The organism is Klebsiella sp. G-Nf4 (genome assembly GCF_002810615.1).
GTDB classification, from domain to species: domain Bacteria; phylum Pseudomonadota; class Gammaproteobacteria; order Enterobacterales; family Enterobacteriaceae; genus Klebsiella; species Klebsiella variicola.
Genome location: NZ_PION01000001.1, coordinates 330805 through 350298, shown reverse-complemented (window position 1 = coordinate 350298; position 19494 = coordinate 330805). Strand labels below are relative to the sequence as shown.

Annotated in this window: 20 protein-coding genes and 2 pseudogenes; 9 read left to right on the top strand and 13 right to left on the bottom strand. The window is 58.3% G+C overall.

Going from position 1 to position 19494, the window contains the following annotated elements; genetic code table 11:
• Nucleotides 1-20 precede the first annotated feature (20 nt).
• Nucleotides 21-887: a diaminopimelate epimerase gene (gene dapF, locus CWM57_RS01780; RefSeq protein ID WP_074385707.1), complete on the bottom strand. Its 867-nt coding sequence runs from the start codon at nucleotides 885-887 to the stop codon at nucleotides 21-23.
• Nucleotides 888-1081: 194 nt separating this feature from the next.
• Between dapF and CWM57_RS01775 the strand changes: the two genes are divergently transcribed.
• Nucleotides 1082-1969 (top strand): LysR family transcriptional regulator, encoded by an 888-nt coding sequence (locus tag CWM57_RS01775; RefSeq protein ID WP_074385706.1) that lies wholly within the window; start codon nucleotides 1082-1084, stop codon nucleotides 1967-1969.
• 189 nt (nucleotides 1970-2158) lie between these two features.
• Nucleotides 2159-3613: an L-asparagine permease gene (ansP, locus tag CWM57_RS01770; RefSeq protein ID WP_074385705.1), complete on the top strand. Its 1455-nt coding sequence runs from the start codon at nucleotides 2159-2161 to the stop codon at nucleotides 3611-3613.
• A gap of 50 nt (nucleotides 3614-3663) precedes the next feature.
• Here ansP and CWM57_RS01765 read toward each other — a convergent pair whose 3' ends face one another.
• Nucleotides 3664-3885 carry a YgdI/YgdR family lipoprotein gene (locus CWM57_RS01765; protein ID WP_002906779.1) on the bottom strand — a complete coding sequence of 74 codons (222 nt, stop codon included), beginning with the start codon at nucleotides 3883-3885 and terminating at the stop codon, nucleotides 3664-3666.
• Between the two features lie 161 nt (nucleotides 3886-4046).
• The gene (locus tag CWM57_RS01760) at nucleotides 4047-5108 is read right to left on the bottom strand and encodes a YncE family protein (protein WP_074385704.1); all 1062 of its coding nucleotides are present in this window, start codon (nucleotides 5106-5108) and stop codon (nucleotides 4047-4049) included.
• Nucleotides 5109-5367: 259 nt separating this feature from the next.
• On the opposite strand from CWM57_RS01760, the gene pqqU reads away from it, so the two are divergent.
• Nucleotides 5368-7473 carry a TonB-dependent receptor PqqU gene (pqqU, locus tag CWM57_RS01755; protein ID WP_165784118.1) on the top strand — a complete coding sequence of 702 codons (2106 nt, stop codon included), beginning with the start codon at nucleotides 5368-5370 and terminating at the stop codon, nucleotides 7471-7473.
• A gap of 59 nt (nucleotides 7474-7532) precedes the next feature.
• Here pqqU and CWM57_RS01750 read toward each other — a convergent pair whose 3' ends face one another.
• Both CWM57_RS01750 and CWM57_RS27345 read right to left on the bottom strand, forming a co-directional pair.
• Nucleotides 7533-7832, bottom strand: a complete 300-nt coding sequence (locus CWM57_RS01750) for a DUF406 domain-containing protein (protein WP_100630566.1) — start codon at nucleotides 7830-7832, stop codon at nucleotides 7533-7535.
• Between the two features lie 168 nt (nucleotides 7833-8000).
• Nucleotides 8001-8162: pseudogene (locus CWM57_RS27345) on the bottom strand (hypothetical protein); the annotation flags it as partial.
• Between CWM57_RS27345 and rihA the strand changes: the two are divergent.
• Nucleotides 8124-9058 (top strand): annotated as a pseudogene (gene rihA / locus CWM57_RS01745) (pyrimidine-specific ribonucleoside hydrolase RihA). The pseudogenes CWM57_RS27345 and rihA sit on opposite strands and share 39 nt — an antisense overlap.
• Nucleotides 9059-9120: 62 nt before the next feature.
• On the opposite strand, the gene CWM57_RS01740 reads toward rihA, so the two are convergent.
• Nucleotides 9121-10158, bottom strand: a complete 1038-nt coding sequence (locus tag CWM57_RS01740; RefSeq protein ID WP_100630568.1) for an NADP-dependent oxidoreductase — start codon at nucleotides 10156-10158, stop codon at nucleotides 9121-9123.
• 65 nt (nucleotides 10159-10223) lie between these two features.
• The gene (locus tag CWM57_RS01735) at nucleotides 10224-10805 is read right to left on the bottom strand and encodes a helix-turn-helix domain-containing protein (RefSeq protein ID WP_074385702.1); all 582 of its coding nucleotides are present in this window, start codon (nucleotides 10803-10805) and stop codon (nucleotides 10224-10226) included.
• Between the two features lie 161 nt (nucleotides 10806-10966).
• Between CWM57_RS01735 and CWM57_RS01730 the strand changes: the two genes are divergently transcribed.
• Nucleotides 10967-11485 (top strand): GNAT family N-acetyltransferase, encoded by a 519-nt coding sequence (locus CWM57_RS01730; RefSeq protein WP_074385701.1) that lies wholly within the window; start codon nucleotides 10967-10969, stop codon nucleotides 11483-11485.
• Nucleotides 11482-11931 carry a DMT family transporter gene (locus tag CWM57_RS01725; protein WP_032730509.1) on the top strand — a complete coding sequence of 150 codons (450 nt, stop codon included), beginning with the start codon at nucleotides 11482-11484 and terminating at the stop codon, nucleotides 11929-11931. Before CWM57_RS01730 ends, CWM57_RS01725 begins: the two co-directional genes overlap by 4 nt.
• Before the next feature lie 8 nt (nucleotides 11932-11939).
• Here CWM57_RS01725 and CWM57_RS01720 read toward each other — a convergent pair whose 3' ends face one another.
• Both CWM57_RS01720 and CWM57_RS01715 read right to left on the bottom strand, forming a co-directional pair.
• On the bottom strand, nucleotides 11940-12173 hold the full coding sequence (locus CWM57_RS01720; protein ID WP_061154428.1) for a YdcY family protein: 234 nt from the start codon (nucleotides 12171-12173) through the stop codon (nucleotides 11940-11942).
• 16 nt (nucleotides 12174-12189) lie between these two features.
• Nucleotides 12190-13788: an ABC transporter substrate-binding protein gene (locus CWM57_RS01715; protein ID WP_100675510.1), complete on the bottom strand. Its 1599-nt coding sequence runs from the start codon at nucleotides 13786-13788 to the stop codon at nucleotides 12190-12192.
• Between the two features lie 269 nt (nucleotides 13789-14057).
• Between CWM57_RS01715 and CWM57_RS01710 the strand changes: the two genes are divergently transcribed.
• Nucleotides 14058-15491 (top strand): aldehyde dehydrogenase, encoded by a 1434-nt coding sequence (locus CWM57_RS01710; protein ID WP_074385699.1) that lies wholly within the window; start codon nucleotides 14058-14060, stop codon nucleotides 15489-15491.
• Between the two features lie 12 nt (nucleotides 15492-15503).
• On the opposite strand, the gene CWM57_RS01705 is transcribed toward CWM57_RS01710, so the two are convergent.
• Both CWM57_RS01705 and CWM57_RS01700 read right to left on the bottom strand, forming a co-directional pair.
• A complete protein-coding gene (locus tag CWM57_RS01705; RefSeq protein ID WP_074385698.1) occupies nucleotides 15504-16253 on the bottom strand; it encodes an alpha/beta fold hydrolase in 750 nt (249 codons plus the stop codon).
• 88 nt (nucleotides 16254-16341) lie between these two features.
• Entirely contained in the window at nucleotides 16342-16515 is a 174-nt protein-coding gene (locus CWM57_RS01700) for a GhoT/OrtT family toxin (RefSeq protein ID WP_008804686.1), read from the bottom strand.
• 195 nt (nucleotides 16516-16710) lie between these two features.
• Between CWM57_RS01700 and yncL the strand changes: the two genes are divergently transcribed.
• Nucleotides 16711-16803: a stress response membrane protein YncL gene (yncL, locus tag CWM57_RS01695; protein ID WP_012968073.1), complete on the top strand. Its 93-nt coding sequence runs from the start codon at nucleotides 16711-16713 to the stop codon at nucleotides 16801-16803.
• 65 nt (nucleotides 16804-16868) lie between these two features.
• Here the strand turns inward: yncL and CWM57_RS01690 are convergent, their stop codons facing one another.
• Nucleotides 16869-17120 (bottom strand): hypothetical protein, encoded by a 252-nt coding sequence (locus CWM57_RS01690; protein WP_074385697.1) that lies wholly within the window; start codon nucleotides 17118-17120, stop codon nucleotides 16869-16871.
• Between the two features lie 489 nt (nucleotides 17121-17609).
• Here CWM57_RS01690 and CWM57_RS27335 point away from each other — a divergent pair, with 489 nt between their 5' ends.
• Entirely contained in the window at nucleotides 17610-17732 is a 123-nt protein-coding gene (locus tag CWM57_RS27335; protein ID WP_004175940.1) for a small membrane protein, read from the top strand.
• 332 nt (nucleotides 17733-18064) lie between these two features.
• Here CWM57_RS27335 and patD read toward each other — a convergent pair whose 3' ends face one another.
• Nucleotides 18065-19492 carry an aminobutyraldehyde dehydrogenase gene (patD, locus tag CWM57_RS01685; protein WP_074385696.1) on the bottom strand — a complete coding sequence of 476 codons (1428 nt, stop codon included), beginning with the start codon at nucleotides 19490-19492 and terminating at the stop codon, nucleotides 18065-18067.
• Nucleotides 19493-19494 lie beyond the last annotated feature (2 nt).

The window sequence follows — 19494 nt, the reverse complement described above, 5'->3', positions numbered from 1 at the left end:
CAGGCTGACCGCGCCACCTGTTATGCAGCGCCAGTGAAGATGGCGCTGCCGCCAACAAAGCAGTCTCTATCCAGCGTCAGGCTGGCGATTTTATGCACCGGGCCACGCATACGAACCTGAAAATCCGCGTCGAAGGTGATGTGCAGCTGACCACCAGGCATGTTGACATCCACCCGATCGTCCACCTTCCCTAACCGGCGCATCGCGCTGGCAGCCGCACAGCTGCTGCTCCCGGAGGCCATCGTAAACCCGGCGCCCCGCTCCCAGATACCAATCTTCAGCGTATGGCGATCGATAACTTCCACAAACTGGACATTGGTGCGTTTGGGGAACAAGGAATGGTTTTCGATTTGCGGCCCTAAACGATGAACCTGCGCCAGGTCGAGCTTATCGACGAGGACAACGCAGTGGGGATTGCCCATCGAGACCAGCACGACGGACAGGGTTTCATCCGCCAGCGGCAAGGGATAATTCACCGCCTCAGGCAAATTCACTAAGGCGGGCAGCGCCGCCGGATTGAAATTCGCCCGCCCCATGTCGACGCTAATCTGATGAACATCGCCATGGACAGTGCAATAAACGTCACCGCCCGCCGTATGTACCAGAAAGGGCTCATGGCCGACACGACCGATATCAAAAAGATAACGCGCATAGATCCGTAGCCCGTTACCGCTTTTCTCCGCCTCGGAGCCGTCCGGATTGATAATACGCAGTGTGGGATTGATCTGATCGCCGCTGTCGATCAGCAAGCCATCCGATCCCACACCATAGTGGCGATGGCACAGAATTTGAATATGCTCGTTGCTCAACTGATCGGCAACATCGCGATGGCATACCAGGTAATCATTACCCAGCCCGTGATATTTATGAAAGTGTAAGGGTGTCATTGTGTGGGTTCGCCTGGCGCTGCGGTTTTTTGGACATCTTACATTACATTCACCGTCTTGATGAATTAAACCCTGCGTTGTTAACCGTCGTGGTCATTCTGCTCCACTGCGTCCGGCCAACAGGCTGGCGCCTCCCCTTCATCGGGCATACACTCTGCGTACCTGTGAGCAGTATTCATCAATCCGGAAAGATTATGCTAAAAGAGAACGTAAACGATCTGCTCTCCTTTATGGTGGTGGCGCGTGAGCGCAGCTTTACCCGCGCGGCGGCCCAGCTTGGGGTGTCGCAGTCGGCGCTCAGCCATGCCATGCGCCATCTCGAAGCGCGTCTCGATGTGCGGCTGCTGACCCGCACCACCCGCAGCGTGGTACCGACCGAGGCGGGCGAGCGACTGATTCAGCGCCTCGGTCCGCATCTGGAGGAGATGGAGCGGGCGCTGACCGCGCTGCGCGATACGCGCGAACGCCCGGCGGGCAACCTGCGCATCACCGCCGGGGAGCATGCCACCAGCACCGTACTCTGGCCGGCGCTAAAGCCATTTATGCTGCAATATCCGGATATTAACATCGAAATCACTGTTGATAATGGCCTCACGGATATCGTGGATGGCCGGTTTGACGCCGGGGTGCGACTCGGCGAACAGGTGGCGAAAGAGATGATTGCCGTGCGCATTGCTCCGGATATGCGGATGGCGGTGGTGGGTTCGCCAGCCTATCTGCAGCTGGCCGGTACGCCGCAGACGCCCTGGGATCTTGCGCAGCATCGTTGCATCAATCTGCGGCTGCCGACACGGGGTGGGCTTTACGCCTGGGAGTTTGCCCGAGACGGCCGGGAGATTCAGGTGCGGGTGGAGGGGCAAGTGATCCTCAACAGCCTGCCGCAGCGCATCGACGCGGCGGAGGCGGGCCTGGGTCTGGCCTACGTTCCGGACGACTGCGTAACGGAGGCCGTAGCCAGTGGCCGGCTGGTGCGGGTGCTGGCAGACTGGACGCCTACCTTCCCCGGCTACCATCTCTACTACCCCAGTCGACGCCAGCATACCAGCGCTTTCACTCTGTTGCTGAAAACTCTGCGACATTGATCTCATTGATAAATCTGTCAAATGCTATCGGTAAATGTTTTAGGTGCGTAACTATTACGTTACGTGTAGGATTCAGCGCCATGTCTGAGCTTATCTCCTACGTCAGAATGATGAGAAAGCCAGCATAATGTGCCAGCCGTCATCCACTCCGGCTGCAAACATGGGCATTGACAGGAAACTGATACATCAATGAATACGAAACACGACACTGCAGCGGAGCACCATGCTGCAAAACGCCACTGGCTCAACTCGCATGAAGCGGGTTATCACAAAGCGATGGGCAACCGTCAGGTACAGATGATCGCCATCGGCGGCGCTATCGGTACCGGTTTGTTCCTCGGCGCCGGGGCACGTTTACAAATGGCAGGGCCAGCGCTCGCACTGGTCTATCTGGTCTGCGGCATCTTCTCCTTCTTTATTCTTCGCGCTCTCGGCGAACTGGTTCTCCACCGACCCTCGAGCGGCAGCTTCGTCTCCTATGCCAGGGAATTCCTCGGTGAAAAGGCCGCTTACGTGGCCGGCTGGATGTACTTCGTTAACTGGGCCATGACCGGGATCGTCGATATCACCGCCGTGGCGCTGTATATGCACTACTGGGGCGCGTTTGGCGATGTGCCACAGTGGGTCTTCGCCCTTGGCGCGCTGGCGATCGTCGGTACCATGAACATGATCGGCGTAAAATGGTTCGCCGAGATGGAATTCTGGTTCGCGCTGGTCAAAGTGCTGGCTATCGTTGCATTCCTTGTGGTCGGCACCATTTTCCTCGGCTCCGGTAAGCCGCTGGACGGTAATACCACCGGCTTCCACCTGATCACTGATAACGGCGGCTTCTTCCCTCACGGCCTCCTGCCGGCGCTGGTGCTGGTGCAGGGCGTGGTCTTTGCCTTCGCCTCTATTGAGCTGGTGGGGACCGCGGCCGGCGAGTGTAAAGATCCGGAGTCGATGGTACCTAAGGCCATTAACAGCGTGATCTGGCGTATCGGCCTGTTCTACGTCGGTTCGGTAGTGCTGCTGGTGCTGCTCCTGCCGTGGACCGCCTACCAGGCAGGACAGAGCCCGTTCGTCACCTTCTTCTCAAAACTGGGCGTGCCTTATATCGGTAGCGTGATGAACATCGTGGTGTTAACCGCCGCCCTCTCCAGCCTCAACTCCGGCCTCTACAGCACCGGACGTATCCTGCGCTCGATGTCGATGGGGGGCTCCGCGCCGAAGTTTATGTCGAAGATGAGCCGTCACCACGTCCCTTACGCCGGGATCCTGGCAACGCTGGCGGTGTATGTGGTGGGGGTGTTCCTCAACTATCTGGTGCCGTCGCAGGTGTTTGAGATCGTGCTGAACGTCGCGTCACTGGGGATCATTGCTTCCTGGGGCTTTATCGTGGTGTGTCAGATGCGTCTGCGCAAAGCGATCAAGGAAGGAAAAGCGGCGAAGGTGAGCTTCAGAATGCCGGGGGCGCCATTCACCTCCTGGCTGACGCTGCTGTTCCTGTTCAGCGTGCTGGTGCTGATGGCCTTCGATTATCCGAACGGCACTTACACCATTGGCTCAATTCCACTGCTGGCGGTGCTGCTGGTAGCTGGCTGGTTTGGCGTGCGTAAACGCGTGCATGCGATCCACAGTACGGCGCCGACGCTCAGGAAGTAACTGGCAGGACTCCCGGTTTGTCCATCGCGGGCAAACCGGGAGGTCAGGATTTAGTTATCCTCAACCAGCTGCGACACGTCGCTGCTGTTAATTTCCCGCTTATTACCAGACTCATCAATATAGCTGGTCATCCCCGTTTCTTTATCCAGCTGCGGCTTGCCGTGGGTGACGATCGTCTGACCGCTTTTGGTGGTCATAACGTAGTTGGACGAACAGCCTGCCAGCAGCGCCAGCATCGCACCGGCGCAAATCACCATAAATGGCTTTTTCATTTTATCTCCACTGATTACCACTGCCCGCGCGAAGCGGGAAAGGGTTAAGTGTATAACCATCTGGTTTATCAGGCCAATACGCGTTTGTAACAGAGGGTGAGGTGCCGGACGGCATACGGGGCGCGACCTTGACCGATCGTCGTCGCGCCCGGGCAGCTGGCTTACAGCGCGATACGGATCACATCATCCGGCGCAGTGGCCTCTTTCTCACGGCTGGAAGCCTGTTTCACGCTGACGTACAGCGTTTTGCCGTCATCAGAGAGCGCCAGGCTGTTGGGGTGAGTCGGCGTTTTAAAGGTCTTCACGATCTTGTAGCGCTTACCGTCGATGACGCTGACTTCCCCGGCCTTACGGTGCGTCACATAGGCTTCATTACGCGTCGGGTTAAACAGCACCGCCAGCGATTCCGGCGCGGCGATTTTCTCCAGCACTTTACCGTCGCGGGTATCAACCACCAGCACTTCCGGCTGCTTGCTGTCGGTGATAAAGGCGCGATGACCGGCGGTATCAAGGCTCAGGTTTAAGTAGAAGTGCGCTTTGCCATCGTCCTGCAATTTTTTGCGCGACACAATGGTGTTGCTCTCGCTGTCGATGGTCAGCAGTTCGCCATCGGCATTGGTGGTATAGAGACGTTTCGCCTGCGGATCGATCGCCAGACCCGTCGCCATCGCCCCGGTGCCGGTAATAGTGGTTTTCAGCTTCAGGGTCGCGCCATCCACCACCCAAATCACGCTCTCTTTGCCCAGACCGGTAATGTAGACCGTGTTGGTCTGCTCATTGACCGCCAGCTCGCGCGGCTGCAGCGGGCGCACGGTTTCACTGCGCTGACGCTCGTCCAGCACCAGACGCCCTTTCACCGCGCCGGTTTTGGCGTCAATGGCGGTGACGGTGCTGTCGACGGTATTGCCAAACCACAGCGTGCCGGTGGCATGGTTGATAGCGGCGCCGAACGGTTTCAGATCGTTGTGAATAATCTGCGTCACGTCCAGGGTGGTGGGGTCAAGACGATAAACAATACCGCCTTTGTCCAGTGAGCGACTCTGCGACGTGGCGATCCATAACGCGTTCTCCTGCTGGCTGTAGGCCATTTCGTAGGCCCCTTTCCCGACGGCCTTACGCAGCATCTCATCCGCGGCGTGGGCGCTAAAGCTACCTGCCAGCAGCAGAGAGGTAAATAACAGTGAATGGCGCAGACGCGGCGCGGCAAAATGACGTAGTGACATGACGACTCCCTTTGATAAACCAGTATGTGCTGACCCGACATCGCTTCCGGCGGTAAAGTCATGGCTTTACCTTTATTTTTGAATGCGAATAGTAATCATTATTTATCTCAAAGTGGAGCGCTAATTGTTGTTGTTCGGTAAATTCATCAGCAAGAAGCACTATCCGTTAACCAACGACGGTTAATAATTTTCAAATATTTTACAAACGGGGTAACATATCTACATATGTTCCATTTGGTTCGTTTCCCGAGTACTATCGATGAAAATCCTGTCCGTGCGTCACGCGGCCCTGCCGGCTCTGCTGCTGCCGCTCATCGCCGCCGCCCAGGCCGCTGATGAACAAACCATGGTGGTGACCGCCGCGCCAACCACTGTTTCTGAACTGGATACCCCCGCCGCCGTCAGCGTGGTCAATGGGGATGAAATGCGCCAGGCCGCCCCGCGCGTCAACCTCTCTGAATCACTGGGCGCCGTACCGGGCTTGCAGGTGCAGAACCGGCAAAACTATGCCCAGGATCTGCAACTGTCGATTCGTGGCTTTGGCTCCCGCTCAACCTATGGCGTACGCGGACTGCGCATCTATGTCGATGGCATTCCGGCGACCATGCCCGACGGCCAGGGGCAGACCTCGAATATCGATATTGGCAGCGTCGACACTATTGAGGTGCTGCGCGGCCCCTTCTCTGCCCTGTACGGTAACTCGTCCGGCGGGGTGATCAACGTCACCAGCCAGACCGGCACCCAGCCGCCCACCGTGGAAGCCAGCAGCTACTATGGCAGCTTCGGTACCTGGCACTACGGGATGAAGGCCACTGGCGCGGTTGGCGACGGCAGCCATGCAGGCGATGTGGATTACACGGTCTCGACCAACCGCTTCACCACTCATGGCTATCGCGATCACAGCGGCGCACGCAAAAATCTGGCGAACGCCCGACTGGGGGTGCGCATCAACGATGTCAGTAAGCTGACGCTGCTGCTGAACAGCGTGGATATCAAAGCCAATGACGCCGGCGGCTTAACCGCCGACGAATGGCGCGATAACCCGCGCCAGTCGCCGCGCGGCGACCAGTATAATACCCGCAAGAATACCCGGCAGACCCAGGCCGGCCTGCGCTATGAGCGCCAGCTCAGCGCCCAGGACGATCTCAGCGTCATGATGTACGCCGGCGAACGCGAAACCACGCAGTACCAGTCGATCCCGCGCGCGCCGCAGCTGAAGCCGAGCCATGCCGGCGGGGTGATCGATCTCACCCGTCACTACCAGGGGATCGATACTCGCCTGACCCATCGCGGAGAGTGGCTGGTGCCCGTTACTCTCACCGCCGGTCTCGATTACGAGAACATGAGCGAGCGCCGCAAAGGGTATGAAAACTTTGTGATGCTCAACGGCGCGCCACAGTATGGCGAACAGGGCGCGCTGCGCCGTAACGAACGCAACCTGATGTGGAACGTCGACCCCTACCTGCAGACCCAGTGGCAGTTAACGGAAAAACTCTCGCTCGATGCCGGGGTTCGCTACAGCTCAGTATGGTTCGACTCGAATGACTACTACATCACCCCAGGCAATGGCGATGACAGCGGCGATGCCAGCTATCACAAATGGCTACCCGCAGGCTCGCTGAAGTATGCCCTGACCGACGCGTGGAACGTCTACCTCTCTGCTGGCCGCGGCTTCGAGACGCCGACTATCAACGAGCTGTCATACCGCTCCGATAACCAGAGCGGCCTCAATTTCGGCCTGAAGCCCTCCACCAACGACACGGTGGAGATCGGCAGTAAGACGCGGATCGGCAATGGGCTGCTCACCGCCGCCCTGTTCCAGACCAATACCGATAATGAGATCGTGGTCGACAGCAGCAGCGGCGGGCGCACCAGCTATAAAAACGCCGGCAAAACCCGTCGTCAGGGGATGGAGCTGGGACTGGATCAGCAGTTTGGCGAGAGCTGGCGTCTGAAGGCGGCCTGGACCTGGCTGGACGCGACCTATCGCACTAACGTCTGCGATGACGCCAGCTGCAACGGTAACCGCATTCCGGGGATCGCACGCAATATGGGCTTCGCCTCCTTTGGCTATCAGCCGGAGCAGGGCTGGTACGCCGGCAGCGATATTCGCTACATGAGCGACATCATGGCCAATGACGAAAACACGGCTAAAGCGCCTTCCTGGACGGTGGTTGGCCTGACGACTGGCTATAAATGGAGCTACGGCAGGATGGACATGGATCTGTTCGGCCGCGTCGACAATCTGTTCGACCGGGAGTACGTCGGGTCCGTTATCGTTAATGAGTCCAACGGGCGCTACTACGAGCCTGCTCCCGGACGTAACTACGGCATCGGCCTGAACCTCGCCTGGCGCTTCGAATAACGCTCGACTTCGCCCGCGGAGCGGCGGGCGAAGGCTTAACGTTGTTGCGCTTCCGCGGGTTAAAGCAGATTTCGCAGGGATAACTCGAAAATGATCTTTTCCGCCTGGCAGGAGAAGGCGATGGCGAGATCGAGTTTCACCGCGTCGCCGGCGGCGGCAATGGTGTAATCAACCTGCGGCGGTTCACTGGCCGGCGCTGCGGCGGCGGCACGTTCGCGCACGGCGGCAACGGTGGATTCTGCTTCTTCGCGGCTCGGGAACATTTTCTCAGCCCGGTAGACGCAGTCCTCGTTATCAATGATGGTACCGACATCAATGGCGCAGCCTTTGGTGCTGCATTTATCTACTACATCTTTCATCGTAATAACCTCTCGAGTTTTCTTAAGGATAAGAATCCGCTCACCGAAAAGCAAACCATTAATATCCGTAAGGATTAGCAATTTTTCTATTATATTGCGCCGCGGCGAGCGCCAGCTTGCGCCAGCTTGCGCCACCGCAAAACGAGGCAACATGATTGCGGACGATCACGTGACGATACGCGATGCCATCGCTGCAATCGTGGCCTCCATCACACTATTCTGCACACCATCTCGTCTGCCTCGCCTCACAGCGTTAGCCTGGTCACAGAACAACGCCAACAAGGAGCTGCTATGGCACTGCCGATGATGATTGATTGCGATCCGGGACATGATGACGCGATCGCCCTGGTCCTCGCCCTCGCCTCGCCGGAGCTGGAGGTAAAAGCCGTCACCGCTTCCGCGGGAAACCAGACGCCGGAGAAGACCCTGCGCAACGTGCTGCGTATGCTGACGCTGCTGAACCGGCCGGATATCCCGGTTGCCGGCGGCGCTCGGAAACCGTTGATGCGCGATCTGATCATCGCCGATAACGTGCACGGCGAGAGCGGACTGGATGGCCCAAGCCTGCCGGAACCGACCTTTGCCCCGCAGAACTGCACCGCCGTCGAGTTGATGGCCAGGGTGCTGCGCGAGAGCCAGGAGCCGGTAACTCTGGTGGCCACCGGGCCACAAACTAACGTGGCGTTGCTGCTCGCCTGCCACCCGGAGCTGCACGCGAAAATCGCCCGCATCGTGATCATGGGGGGCGCAATGGGGCTGGGCAACTGGCAGCCAGCGGCAGAGTTTAATATTTTCGTCGATCCGCAGGCCGCGGAAATGGTCTTTCAGTCGGGGATCCCGGTGGTGATGGCAGGCCTTGACGTCACCCATAAGGCGCAAATCCTTCCCGCCGATATCGAGCGATTCCGCCAGATTGGCAATCCGGTGTCGACCATTGTCGCCGAGCTGCTCGACTTCTTTATGGCCTACCACAAGGATGAAAAGTGGGGGTTCGACGGCGCGCCGCTGCACGATCCCTGCCCATCGCCTGGCTCCTCAAGCCGGAGATATTTACCACTATCGAACGCTGGGTCGGCGTGGAAACGGAAGGAAAATATACCCAGGGGATGACGGTGGTCGATTACTACCATCTGACTGGCAATCGGCCCAATACCACCCTGATGCTGGATGTGGACCGCGAAGCCTTTGTCGATCTGCTCGCCCAACGGTTAGCCTTTTACGCCTGACACGCCTGACATGCCCCTTTTCCGTCGCGGGAAAAGGGGCAGAGTAAGTCGGATCCGCCGGACTAGTCGTCCGCCGCGACGCGGATCACCACCTTACCGAAGTTCTCACCTTTTAACAGGCCGATCAGCGCCTGCGGCGCCTGCTCCAGACCGTCGATCAGCTGTTCGCGATATTTGATTTTCCCCTCCTGCACCCAGCGCCCCATCTGCTGCTGGAATTCCGCGATCCGATGCCCGTAATCCTGGCCGATAATAAAGCCCTGCATCCGAATGCGCTTCTTGAGGATGGTCGCCATCAGCAGCGGCAGACGATCCGGTCCGTCCGGCAAACCGGTGGCGTTATAGCCGCTCACCAGCCCGCAGACCGGGACCCGCGCCGCGGTATTCAGCAGCGGCAGCACCGCGTCAAAGACCTTGCCGCCGACGTTTTCGTAGTAAACGTCAATGCCCTGCGGGCAGGCCTGGGCCAGTTGTTCGGCGAAATCCGCGGCGCGATGGTCAAGGCAGACATCAAAGCCTAACGTCTCAACCGCATACCGACACTTCTCCGCGCCGCCAGCGATGCCGACGGTGCGGCAGCCCTTAATGTTGCCGATCTGTCCGACCGTGGCGCCAACCGGACCGGTCGCCGCAGCGACCACCAGCGTTTCGCCCGCCTTCGGCTGGCCGATGTCCAGCAATCCCATGTAGGCGGTGAAGCCCGGCATCCCCAGAACTCCCAGCGACCAGGACGGGTGTTGCGGGTCGTCACCCAGTTTCACCAGTCCGTTGCCATCGGAGAGTTCATAATCCTGCCAGCCGCTGTAGCCCAGCACCCAGTCGCCGGGTTGAAAATCAGCATGATTTGAGGTGACCACGCGGCTCACGGTCCCTCCCACCATCACCGCGCCAATGGCCACCGGTGGCGAATAAGAAGGTGCGTCGCTCATGCGCCCGCGCATATAGGGGTCGAGCGATAAATAAACGGTACGCAGCAGAACCTGCCCCGGTCCCGGCGTCGGCACCTCGCTCTCTTCCAGGCGGAAATTCTCTGCCGTCGGTTCACCATGGGGGCGGGAAGCCAGTACCCAGCGGTGTTGGCGTTGCGGTTGATCTGTCATAGCAAACTCCTCTTGTTAGCAGACTGTACTGAGGCTAGCTGCTTTATGCGCAACGTGCTTTACCATTAAGAGCCGGATGGCGATTGATTAAGGCGAACCACCAGATAGACGCAGGTCTCCGCAGATTCATTGATAAAGCGACAGTCGTTGGGCGGGCCAAGCTCCAGACAATCCCCCTTCTGCATCTCATGACGGGTATTCCCTTCGATGAACACCAGCTCGCCCTGCTGCAGCCAGATAAGCTGGCGGGCGAGCGCATAGGAAGAGGCCGGCATGGGCACATCGCTGCCGGGCGGCAGCTCAATCTGCACCAGATCGATCGGCAGATCGCTGCGCGGCGAGACATGGCGGCGGAGATAGTGGCTTTGCGGGTCGTGCCACACCGGCTGGCTGGCGAAGCGTAGCAGCTTACCCTCCTGCATTTCCGCCCGGGCGATCAGCGTTGACATACTGATGCCGAAGGCGCCGGAAAGACGGCCCAGCATCGAGGCCGTCGGGCTGCTTTCGCCGCGCTCGATTTTATGGATCATCGCCCGTGAGGCGCCGGCCCGTTCGGCGAGGTCGTTCAGCGACCAGCCGCGGGACTCGCGCTCGATGCGGATGCGTGCACTGATGCGCTGATTGAGGTTGTCTTCTATAGTATTCATAACGTAATACTATAGTGTGCGACCACCCATTACACAACTGCCCGTCGGGCCGCGTTATTACCGGGTCATCAGAAAAAATTATGCGGAAAACGGATGACAGTGCGATGTTCATTATTGTAATAATATCGTACTACTATAGTGTACAAAAACTGAGGTTTGCTATGTCCATCCGCCCTGCCATTAAAGACGACTGTGCGGCGATCGCCGAGATCTATAACCACGCCGTCACGCATACCGCCGCCATCTGGAATGATAAAACCGTGGATACCGACAACCGCATCGCGTGGTTTGAAGCCCGCCAGCTGGCCGGCTTTCCGGTGCTGGTGAACGAGGAAAACGGCGTCATCACCGGCTATTCCTCGTTTGGCGACTGGCGCGCGTTTGACGGTTTCCGCCACACCGTAGAGCATTCGGTGTACGTTCACCCCGATCATCAGGGGAAAGGGCTGGGTCGCAAACTGCTGGTTGCGCTGATCGCCGAAGCGCGTCGGCTGAATAAACATGTGATGGTCGCCGGTATCGAATCGCAGAACCACGCTTCGCTGCATCTGCATGAAACGCTGGGCTTTATCACTACCGGGCAGATGCCGCAGGTAGGGACCAAATTTGGTCGCTGGCTGGATCTCACCTTTATGCAGCTGCAGCTGGATGAGCGTCAGGATCCGGACGGCAAGGCATGAATGCGTCGCTTACCCTCGCCTGTCTGGTCGCCGCCGGCGTTGGTCTGGTGGTGCAAAATACCCTGATGGTGCGCATCACCCAGTCGGCGTCGACGATCCTTATCGCCATGCTGCTCAATTCGCTGGTGGGGATCGTTATTTTCGTGACGATGTTACTGCTGCGCCAGGGCGTCGCCGGCTTTCAGGAGCTGGCCCTGAGCGTGAAGTGGTGGACGCTGATCCCCGGCCTGCTGGGGTCCTTTTTCGTCTTCGCCAGCATCAGCGGCTATCAGAGCGTGGGCGCGGCCACCACCATTGCGGTACTGGTCGCCAGCCAGCTGGTTGGCGGGTTGATCATGGATTTAGTACGCGCCCACGGCGTGCCGGTGCGGGCGCTGATTGGGCCGGTATGCGGCGCGGTGATGCTGGTGGTGGGCGCCTGGCTGGTGGCCAGGCGCCAGTTCTGAGCGCATCTTCAGAGGATCGCGCCACCTTTCGTCAGCTGCTCGCGGCGTGCGTCCAGCTCTTCCTGATGCTGTCGCCCATGGTGGGCGATGGCAGTGCGCAGGCGCTGCTGCTGGGTATAGCGTTCCTCACGGCTGAGTTGTGGATCATCGCTCAGGGCGATCAGCAGCTCATTCATATGAGTGATAACGCCCTCGGCAAGGGTGTCATCGACTTTGACGATAACCTCATCCAGATGTGCCATCCTGTTCTCCTTTCGCTTAATTCAGCTTCGCTTTGGAAAAATCACTCCCCATCATGCTCACGCGGTAGCCGCTGACGTTGCTACGGGTGGCATAGAAAGTCTTGCCGGTCGCCAGGGTGATCCACGGCGCCTGCTGGTAGAAGATCTCTTGCGCCTGTTCATAGAGTTTGGCGCGCGCCTGCGGATCGCTCACCAGCAGCGCTTTCTTCACCAGCGCGTCATAGGACTTATCGCACGAGCGGGCGACATTGGAGCCGGTCTGGATATTATCACAGCTGAGCAGCGTGCCGGCAAAGTTGTCCGGGTCGCCGTTGTCCGACATCCAGCCAAACAATGCGCTGTCATCTTCTCCCTTGCGCATACCAGCAAGGTATTCGCCCCATTCATAGCTGACAATCTTGGCTTTGACGCCCACTTTAGCCCAGTCGTTTTGGATCATTTCGGCGATCCGCTTCGAGTTCGGGTTGTAGGGGCGCTGGACCGGCATCGACCACAGGGTCACTTCCGTCCCTTGCTCCAGACCCGCCTGCTTGAGCAGCGCTTTGGCTTTCTGCGGATCATAGTCGTAGTCCGGAAGATCTTTCTTATACCCGAGCATCGCCGACGGGATCGGTGATTTCGCCACGCTGCCGGAATCGAGGAATACCGCCTTGACGATCGCCTGCTTGTCGGTGGCATAGTTTAACGCCTGGCGCACCAGCACATTATCAAACGGTTTTTTCTCCGTGTTGAACGCCAGATAGCCGACGTTTAGCGCCTCAACCGCATGCAGCGCCAGATCTTTATTGCCCTTAATCACCGGGAACTGAACCGGCGAAGGCGCAGGAATAATCTGGCACTCGTTGGTCTGCAGTTTCGCAAGACGGGTCTCGACGTTCGGCGTAATGGAGAAAATCAGGTGCTTAGTCGGTACCTCGCCTTCCCAGTAGTGGGGATTGGCGATATAGCGGATTTGGGAATCCACTTTATACTGCTGCAGGGCATACGGCCCGGTACCGACAGGCCAGTTATCAACATTCTCTGGCGTCCCTTTCTTCAGCATCGCCTCACCATACTCCGCCGACAGAATAGAGGCGAAGTCCATGCCCCAGTCGGCAAGAAACGCCGCGTTCGGCTCGTTAAGCACGAACTGGACGTGATAGTCATCGACCTTTTTCACCGACTTAATCAACTTATCGAGGCCCACGTCGTGGAAGTACTCATAGTTCCCCTGCGACACTTTGTGATAGGGATGCTGAGGATCCATCTGGCGCAGCACGGAAAACAGGACGTCGTCGGCGTTAAAATCGCGGGTCGGTTTGAAGAATTTATTGCTGTTGAACTTCACCCCCTGACGCAGAGTAAAGGTCCAGGTTTTTCCATCCTCAGAGACATGCCACTCGGTGGCCAGCGACGGGATCGGCGTGTTCTTCACCGGGTCAAAAGTGACCAGGCGGTTATACAGCACCTGCGAGCTGGCGACAAACGACGGGCCGGAGCTGGCGATTTGCGGGTTAAAGGACTCCGGGGAGGCCTCTGAGCAGTAGACCAGTGTGTCATTGCCTGCGGCGCAGGCGGCGCCGGCCGGCAGCAGTGCGCTCAGCAGCAGCGCCAGCGTGGTTTTCCCTGTAGACATGGTTATAAGTCCTGATTATTGATTATAAGAACCGTAATATCAGCACAGGCGCCCGCCCCCGGCAAATAATCAATGGCTATCACCTTATGCAAATCACGCTGAAATCGCTGGTTTAATCGGCGTAGCGCTGTTTTTTACGCCAGCGGGTGTCGGGATGTTGTGAGCCACACATAATTCCTGCAAAAAAATGTGCGATAACCGCCCTGCTCACGCTCACCATCAGTAGTGCCCGGTACACTGGGGGAACCGCAGAACAAGAGGTTTCCACCATGACAATCACCTGCAATCTGTACATTGACGGCCAGTGGCACGATGCCGAAGGCCGCCGCACCTTTACCCGACGCCACCCGGCCCACGACGACGTGGCCTCGGTGGCCGCCGCCGCTAGTCTCGCCGACGGCAAACGCTGCGTAGAAGCCGCGGCCAAAGCCTTCCCGCTGTGGCGTGATACCCCTCCGGCGGAACGACGCCGTTTACTGCTCGACGCGGCGGAACATATGCTGTTGCGGGAGGCTAAATTTATCGCCGCCATGGCGGCGGAGACCGGCGCGACCGCGCACTGGGCCGGCTTTAACGTTCATCTGGCGGCCGATATCCTGCGCGAAGCAGCGGCGCTGACCACCCAAATTGAAGGGCAAATTATTCCTTCCAACGTGCCGGGCAACCTGGCGATGGGCGTCCGCCAGGGGGCGGGGGTGGTACTGGGCATGGCGCCGTGGAACGCACCGCTGATTCTGGCTACCCGGGCGCTGGCAACGCCGCTGGCCTGCGGCAACGCAGTGATCCTCAAGGGCGCGGAGCTGTCGCCGGCCACTCAGGGACTGATTATCGACGCCCTTGACGCGGCGGGCTTCCCGCCGGGGGTGGTGAACTATCTTACCTGTGCGCCTGAAGATGCGCCGGCACTGGTGGAGTCGCTCATTGCCCACCCGGCGGTGCGGCGCGTTAACTTTACCGGCTCCACGCCGGTGGGGCGAATTATCGCCCGCACCTGCGGACAATATCTTAAACCGGCGGTGCTGGAGCTCGGCGGTAAAGCGCCGCTGCTGGTGCTGGACGATGCTGATATCGAGCAAGCGGCGGCGGGCGCGGTTTTTGGCGCCTTCGCCAATGCCGGCCAGATCTGCATGTCCACCGAGCGCATTATTGTCGATAACGCCGTAGCGGAGGTGTTTATCCCGCTGCTGGCCAGGCGCGCCGCCGCCCTGCCCGCCAGCCTGACGGGGCCGGTGGTTGATATGAACACCATCACCCGCTGCAACGCGTTAATCGACGATGCGTTAGCCAAAGGCGCTCGCCTGCTAACCGGTGGTAAAGCCAGCGATACCCACATGGCGCCGACCTTGCTGGACGGCGTGACCCGCGACATGCGGCTGTGGAACGAAGAGTCCTTCGGCCCGGTAAAAGCGATTATTCGGGTTAAGAATGAAGAAGAGGCGCTGACGGTAGCCAACGACAGTGAATACGGCCTTTCCGCTGCGGTATACAGCCGCGACAGTGCCAGAGCGTGGAACGTGGCGCAACGTCTGCAAACGGGCATTTGCCATATCAATGGCCCAACGGTGCATGATGAAGCGCAAATGCCGTTTGGCGGCTGCAAAGCCTCGGGCTATGGCCGCTTTGGGGGTCGGGCCGGCATCGCGGAATTCACCGAGCTGCGCTGGATAACACTCCAGACCCAGCCCCGCGAACTCCCTTTCTGAGCCGGTATTCTTTTAACCCTGGCTGGCGATGATCTGCGCCAGCCCTTGCGGATTCTCCCACGCCATCGAGTGCCCCCCGCGGGGCACAATCCCGACCGGGATCCCTTGCGCCTCAGCCAGGTCAATATCGGCATAAGGCAGCGAGAGCTCGCCGACGATCAGCCATTTTTGACAGCGCAGCTGGCAAAGCTGAGTAAACCAGGGGGTATCGCTGCCGCGCATCAGGCTGCTGGCGGCCCGCCAGACGGCCCAGGGCGCGCTGTTTTGCAAACAGCCGGCCCATGGCGAGCGCTCCTCAGCCAGCATTCTGGCATAGCCTTCGGCAATAAAGGCCGCCTCTGTCTGCGCCGCAATGCGCCTGCTGTACTCACCGCCGCCGGCGAACAGATTAGGTTCTGAGACCAGCAGCGTGGTCACGCGCTCGCCCAGCAACCCCGCCGCTTCGATGGCGATGCTTCCTCCCATGCTATGACCGAACAGCGCGAAGCGCTGCAGGCGCAGATGGTTAAGTAGCTGCTCCACGACTTGCGCTTGAATATGTATGTTGTAACTAAAGTCGTGCGGTTTATCGCTGTAGCCGAAGCCTGGCAGATCGATGAGTATTTTGCGCCGTCCGTTCAGAGCAGGATCGCTGGCGACGCGGGGATAATCATAAGATGACGCACAGCCGAGGCCGTGGATAAACACCACCGGGAGGCCATCTCCCGGAAGATCGAGCCAGCGCAGCGTGGCGCCTGCGACGGAAGAAAAGAAACCGTTCACCTGTATGCCTCCATGATAAGATTACTGGTTTTTTATACAGTAACCTTACCCTTTCCGCCACCCTTTTCTGCCGTCCGGCATCTGAGGGTTAAAACAGCGAGACGAGCAGCGCCATCGGAAAGCTGAACGGCCAGGTGGCGCCGATCAACAGGGCCGCCAGCAGGCGGATCACCCGGCTCTCTTTGGTCAAAAACCAGCTAATCACGGCGCATATCACGCCCATAATGGCGTAAAACACCAGCATTTTTTGATATAACGTCATTCTTACTCTTCCTTCCCTGAGGGGCGTTCCATGGTGGGATGATTATCTGCCATGACGTCGTGATTCAGAGATACCTGTATAACAAATTCTGAAACGGGCTGAATATTGAGAATAAAGCCTGATTCGTCTTAATCCGATAGCGCAACCGCAGGCGCCGTACTATACCTTTAGGGACTTACTCATTAAGGTGGCGTTATGGATGTCTCCAGCAAAACCGTCATTCTGATTAATGTCTGCGCCGCGTGCGTACTTATCAGCCTGCTGTCCGTGAGATTTGGCTGGTTTTAATGATTTTACTCAGCAACGAAACCTAAAAAAGCAGCCCACTGGGGCTGCTTTTTTACGCACGGACTTTACGTGCGGACATTAGCGATATTATTAGGGTTATAAGCGACAGGTGCTGACTGGCCTGCCGCAATAACCTTATTAAGCTCCGGGTTATAGCTCGGCAGAAAATTCATCTGTTCACTATCCCATTCTGCGGCAGCGCAGACGGCCCGCCCCACTCCCGCGTTCTCACAGCCCTGAATGCGTTTTGCCGGGGCGTTACCATAGCTCAGCGTCACAGCGCCGATAGCCAGCAGAATAAAAGCCAAAATTTTCACAGCGACATCAACGTTAAACCTAATATGCGCTAAATGATCGCATGAGCAGCGGCGGAAAGTCAAACCCGGGAGCGCCCACGCGCCCCTGCAGCCTGCATTTTGCCCGCCTCACGGAATATTTAATATTCAGAACAAATATCATGCAATAACAGCAAATATTAAATCCTTATTTATAGTCGTGAAATAATTTCGGTTCAGGGCAATTCGATTGGTCCGATAAAGATAATATGTCCCCGTTCTCAGGGGGAAAAGATTGTCGCCGCGTTCACCAAAAATGCGATATTCCGCGCAGGGCCTCTATCTTAATACGATAAAAGGCCGCTACAAGCCGTTGTTACATAACCCCTTCATTGTGGATCTCGCGGTTAATCGCCAAAAATAGCGCTAAATGACAACAAATATCATTTGCCTTCCCTTCAGATAATACTTACATTCATAACTATTGGTAATGTTTTGGCGCCAGGGCGCTTTTTATATTTCGAGGTGGATATGTCCGGAATCATCACGCTGGTCATCGCGCTGATCCTGCTGGTCGCGGCGGTGTATAATCTTATTTCCTATATTCGTGACCGTCGTAGCGCCAGTTTGCCGAGCAAAAAAACCAAGCGCTGAATGGCGGGCAGACGATGCGCTTCCTGATGGCCATTCGGTCTTCATCCCGCGACGCCGCGGGCATAAAAAAGCCCCTGCCAACAGGCAGAGGCCGATATACGCTCGCGGACCGCGACGTTGTCGCCTCACCCGCCGGGCGCAACGCGCCCTGGGTGACTGGCGGACCCCATCCGGCGCTTATCTCCGGCACTCACATTGGCTTAGCTCTTGAAGGGGCATCAGAATAATCTCATATCCCCCTCGCAGAGTTTTGACAATTTTTGCCATTGTGACTATTAGCGAACTAACACAACCGTCGCGCAATCATCGCCAGCCACTACAGGGTCAATGCTTTAGCCATGCTTAACCATGACATGGCGGACCACGGTGTAATCCTCAAGGCCATACATCGACATGTCCTTTCCGTAGCCCGACAGTTTCTGGCCGCCGTGCGGCATTTCACTCACCAGCATAAAGTGGGTGTTGACCCATGTGCAGCCATACTGCAGCCTGGCGCTAAGCCGGTGGGCGCGGCCTACATCTTTCGTCCATACTGAGGACGCCAGACCATACTGGGAATCATTCGCCCAGCTCAGGGCCTGCGCTTCATCGCTGAAAGGCGTCACACTGACCACCGGGCCAAACACTTCGCGCTGCACAATGGCGTCTTCCTGCCGGGCGCCGGCAAGCAGCGTCGGCTGGAAGTAATAGCCCGCGCCGTCAGCCCGGCGACCGCCGGTGACCACCTTAATATGCGGCAGTGCCTTTGCGGCTTCCACTGCGGCACTGACCCTTTCAAGATGCGCCAGCGAGCTCAGCGGTCCCAGCTCGGTAGAGGCATCCTCTGGCGCGCCCATTTTCAGACTGGCCACCGCCGCCCCGAGTTTCTCCACCAGTTGGTCGTAAATACCCTGCTGAGCGTAGATCCGGCAGGCAGCCGTGCAGTCCTGGCCGGCGTTATAAAAGCCGAAGGTTCGTACCCCGTCGACTACCGCATCGATATCCGCGTCGTCAAAAACAATGACCGGCGCCTTGCCGCCCAGCTCCATGTGGGTGCGTTTGATCGACGAGGCGGTATGGCTGATGATATGGGCCCCGGTGGCAATCGACCCGGTCAGCGAAACCATTCGCACTTTGGCATGCGAAGTCAGCGGGTCGCCTACCGTTTTGCCGCGGCCAAACAGCACGTTGATCACCCCTTCCGGGAAGATATCTTTTGCCAGCTCCGCCAGCTTCAGCGCCGTCAGGGGGGTGATCTCCGAGGGTTTTATCACCACGCAGTTGCCTGCCGCCAGCGCCGGGGCCAGCTTCCAGGCCGCCATCATCAGGGGATAGTTCCACGGAGCAATAGAAGCCACCACGCCCACCGGGTCGCGGCGGATCATTGAGGTATGCCCTTCGAGATACTCTCCGGCGGCCATTCCCGGCAGGCAGCGGGCGGCGCCGGCGAAGAAGCGGAAGACGTCCGCAATGGCCGGCATCTCATCGTTAATCACGCAGTGCAACGGCTTGCCGCAGTTCAGCGACTCCAGCTGCGCCAGGGTCTCCGCCTGCGCCGTGACGGCGTCCGCCAGCTTCAACAAACATTCCGAGCGCGTTTTCGGCGTTGTCTGGCTCCAGGCATCGAACGCCCGATCCGCCGCCTCAACGGCGGCATCGACCTGGGCCGCTGTCGCTTCGGCAATCTCCAGGATCACATCGCCGGTCGCAGGGTTGTATACCGGCACCTTTTCGCCTTCACCTGCCACTAACTTACCGTTTATCAAAAGGTTGTGTTGCATAG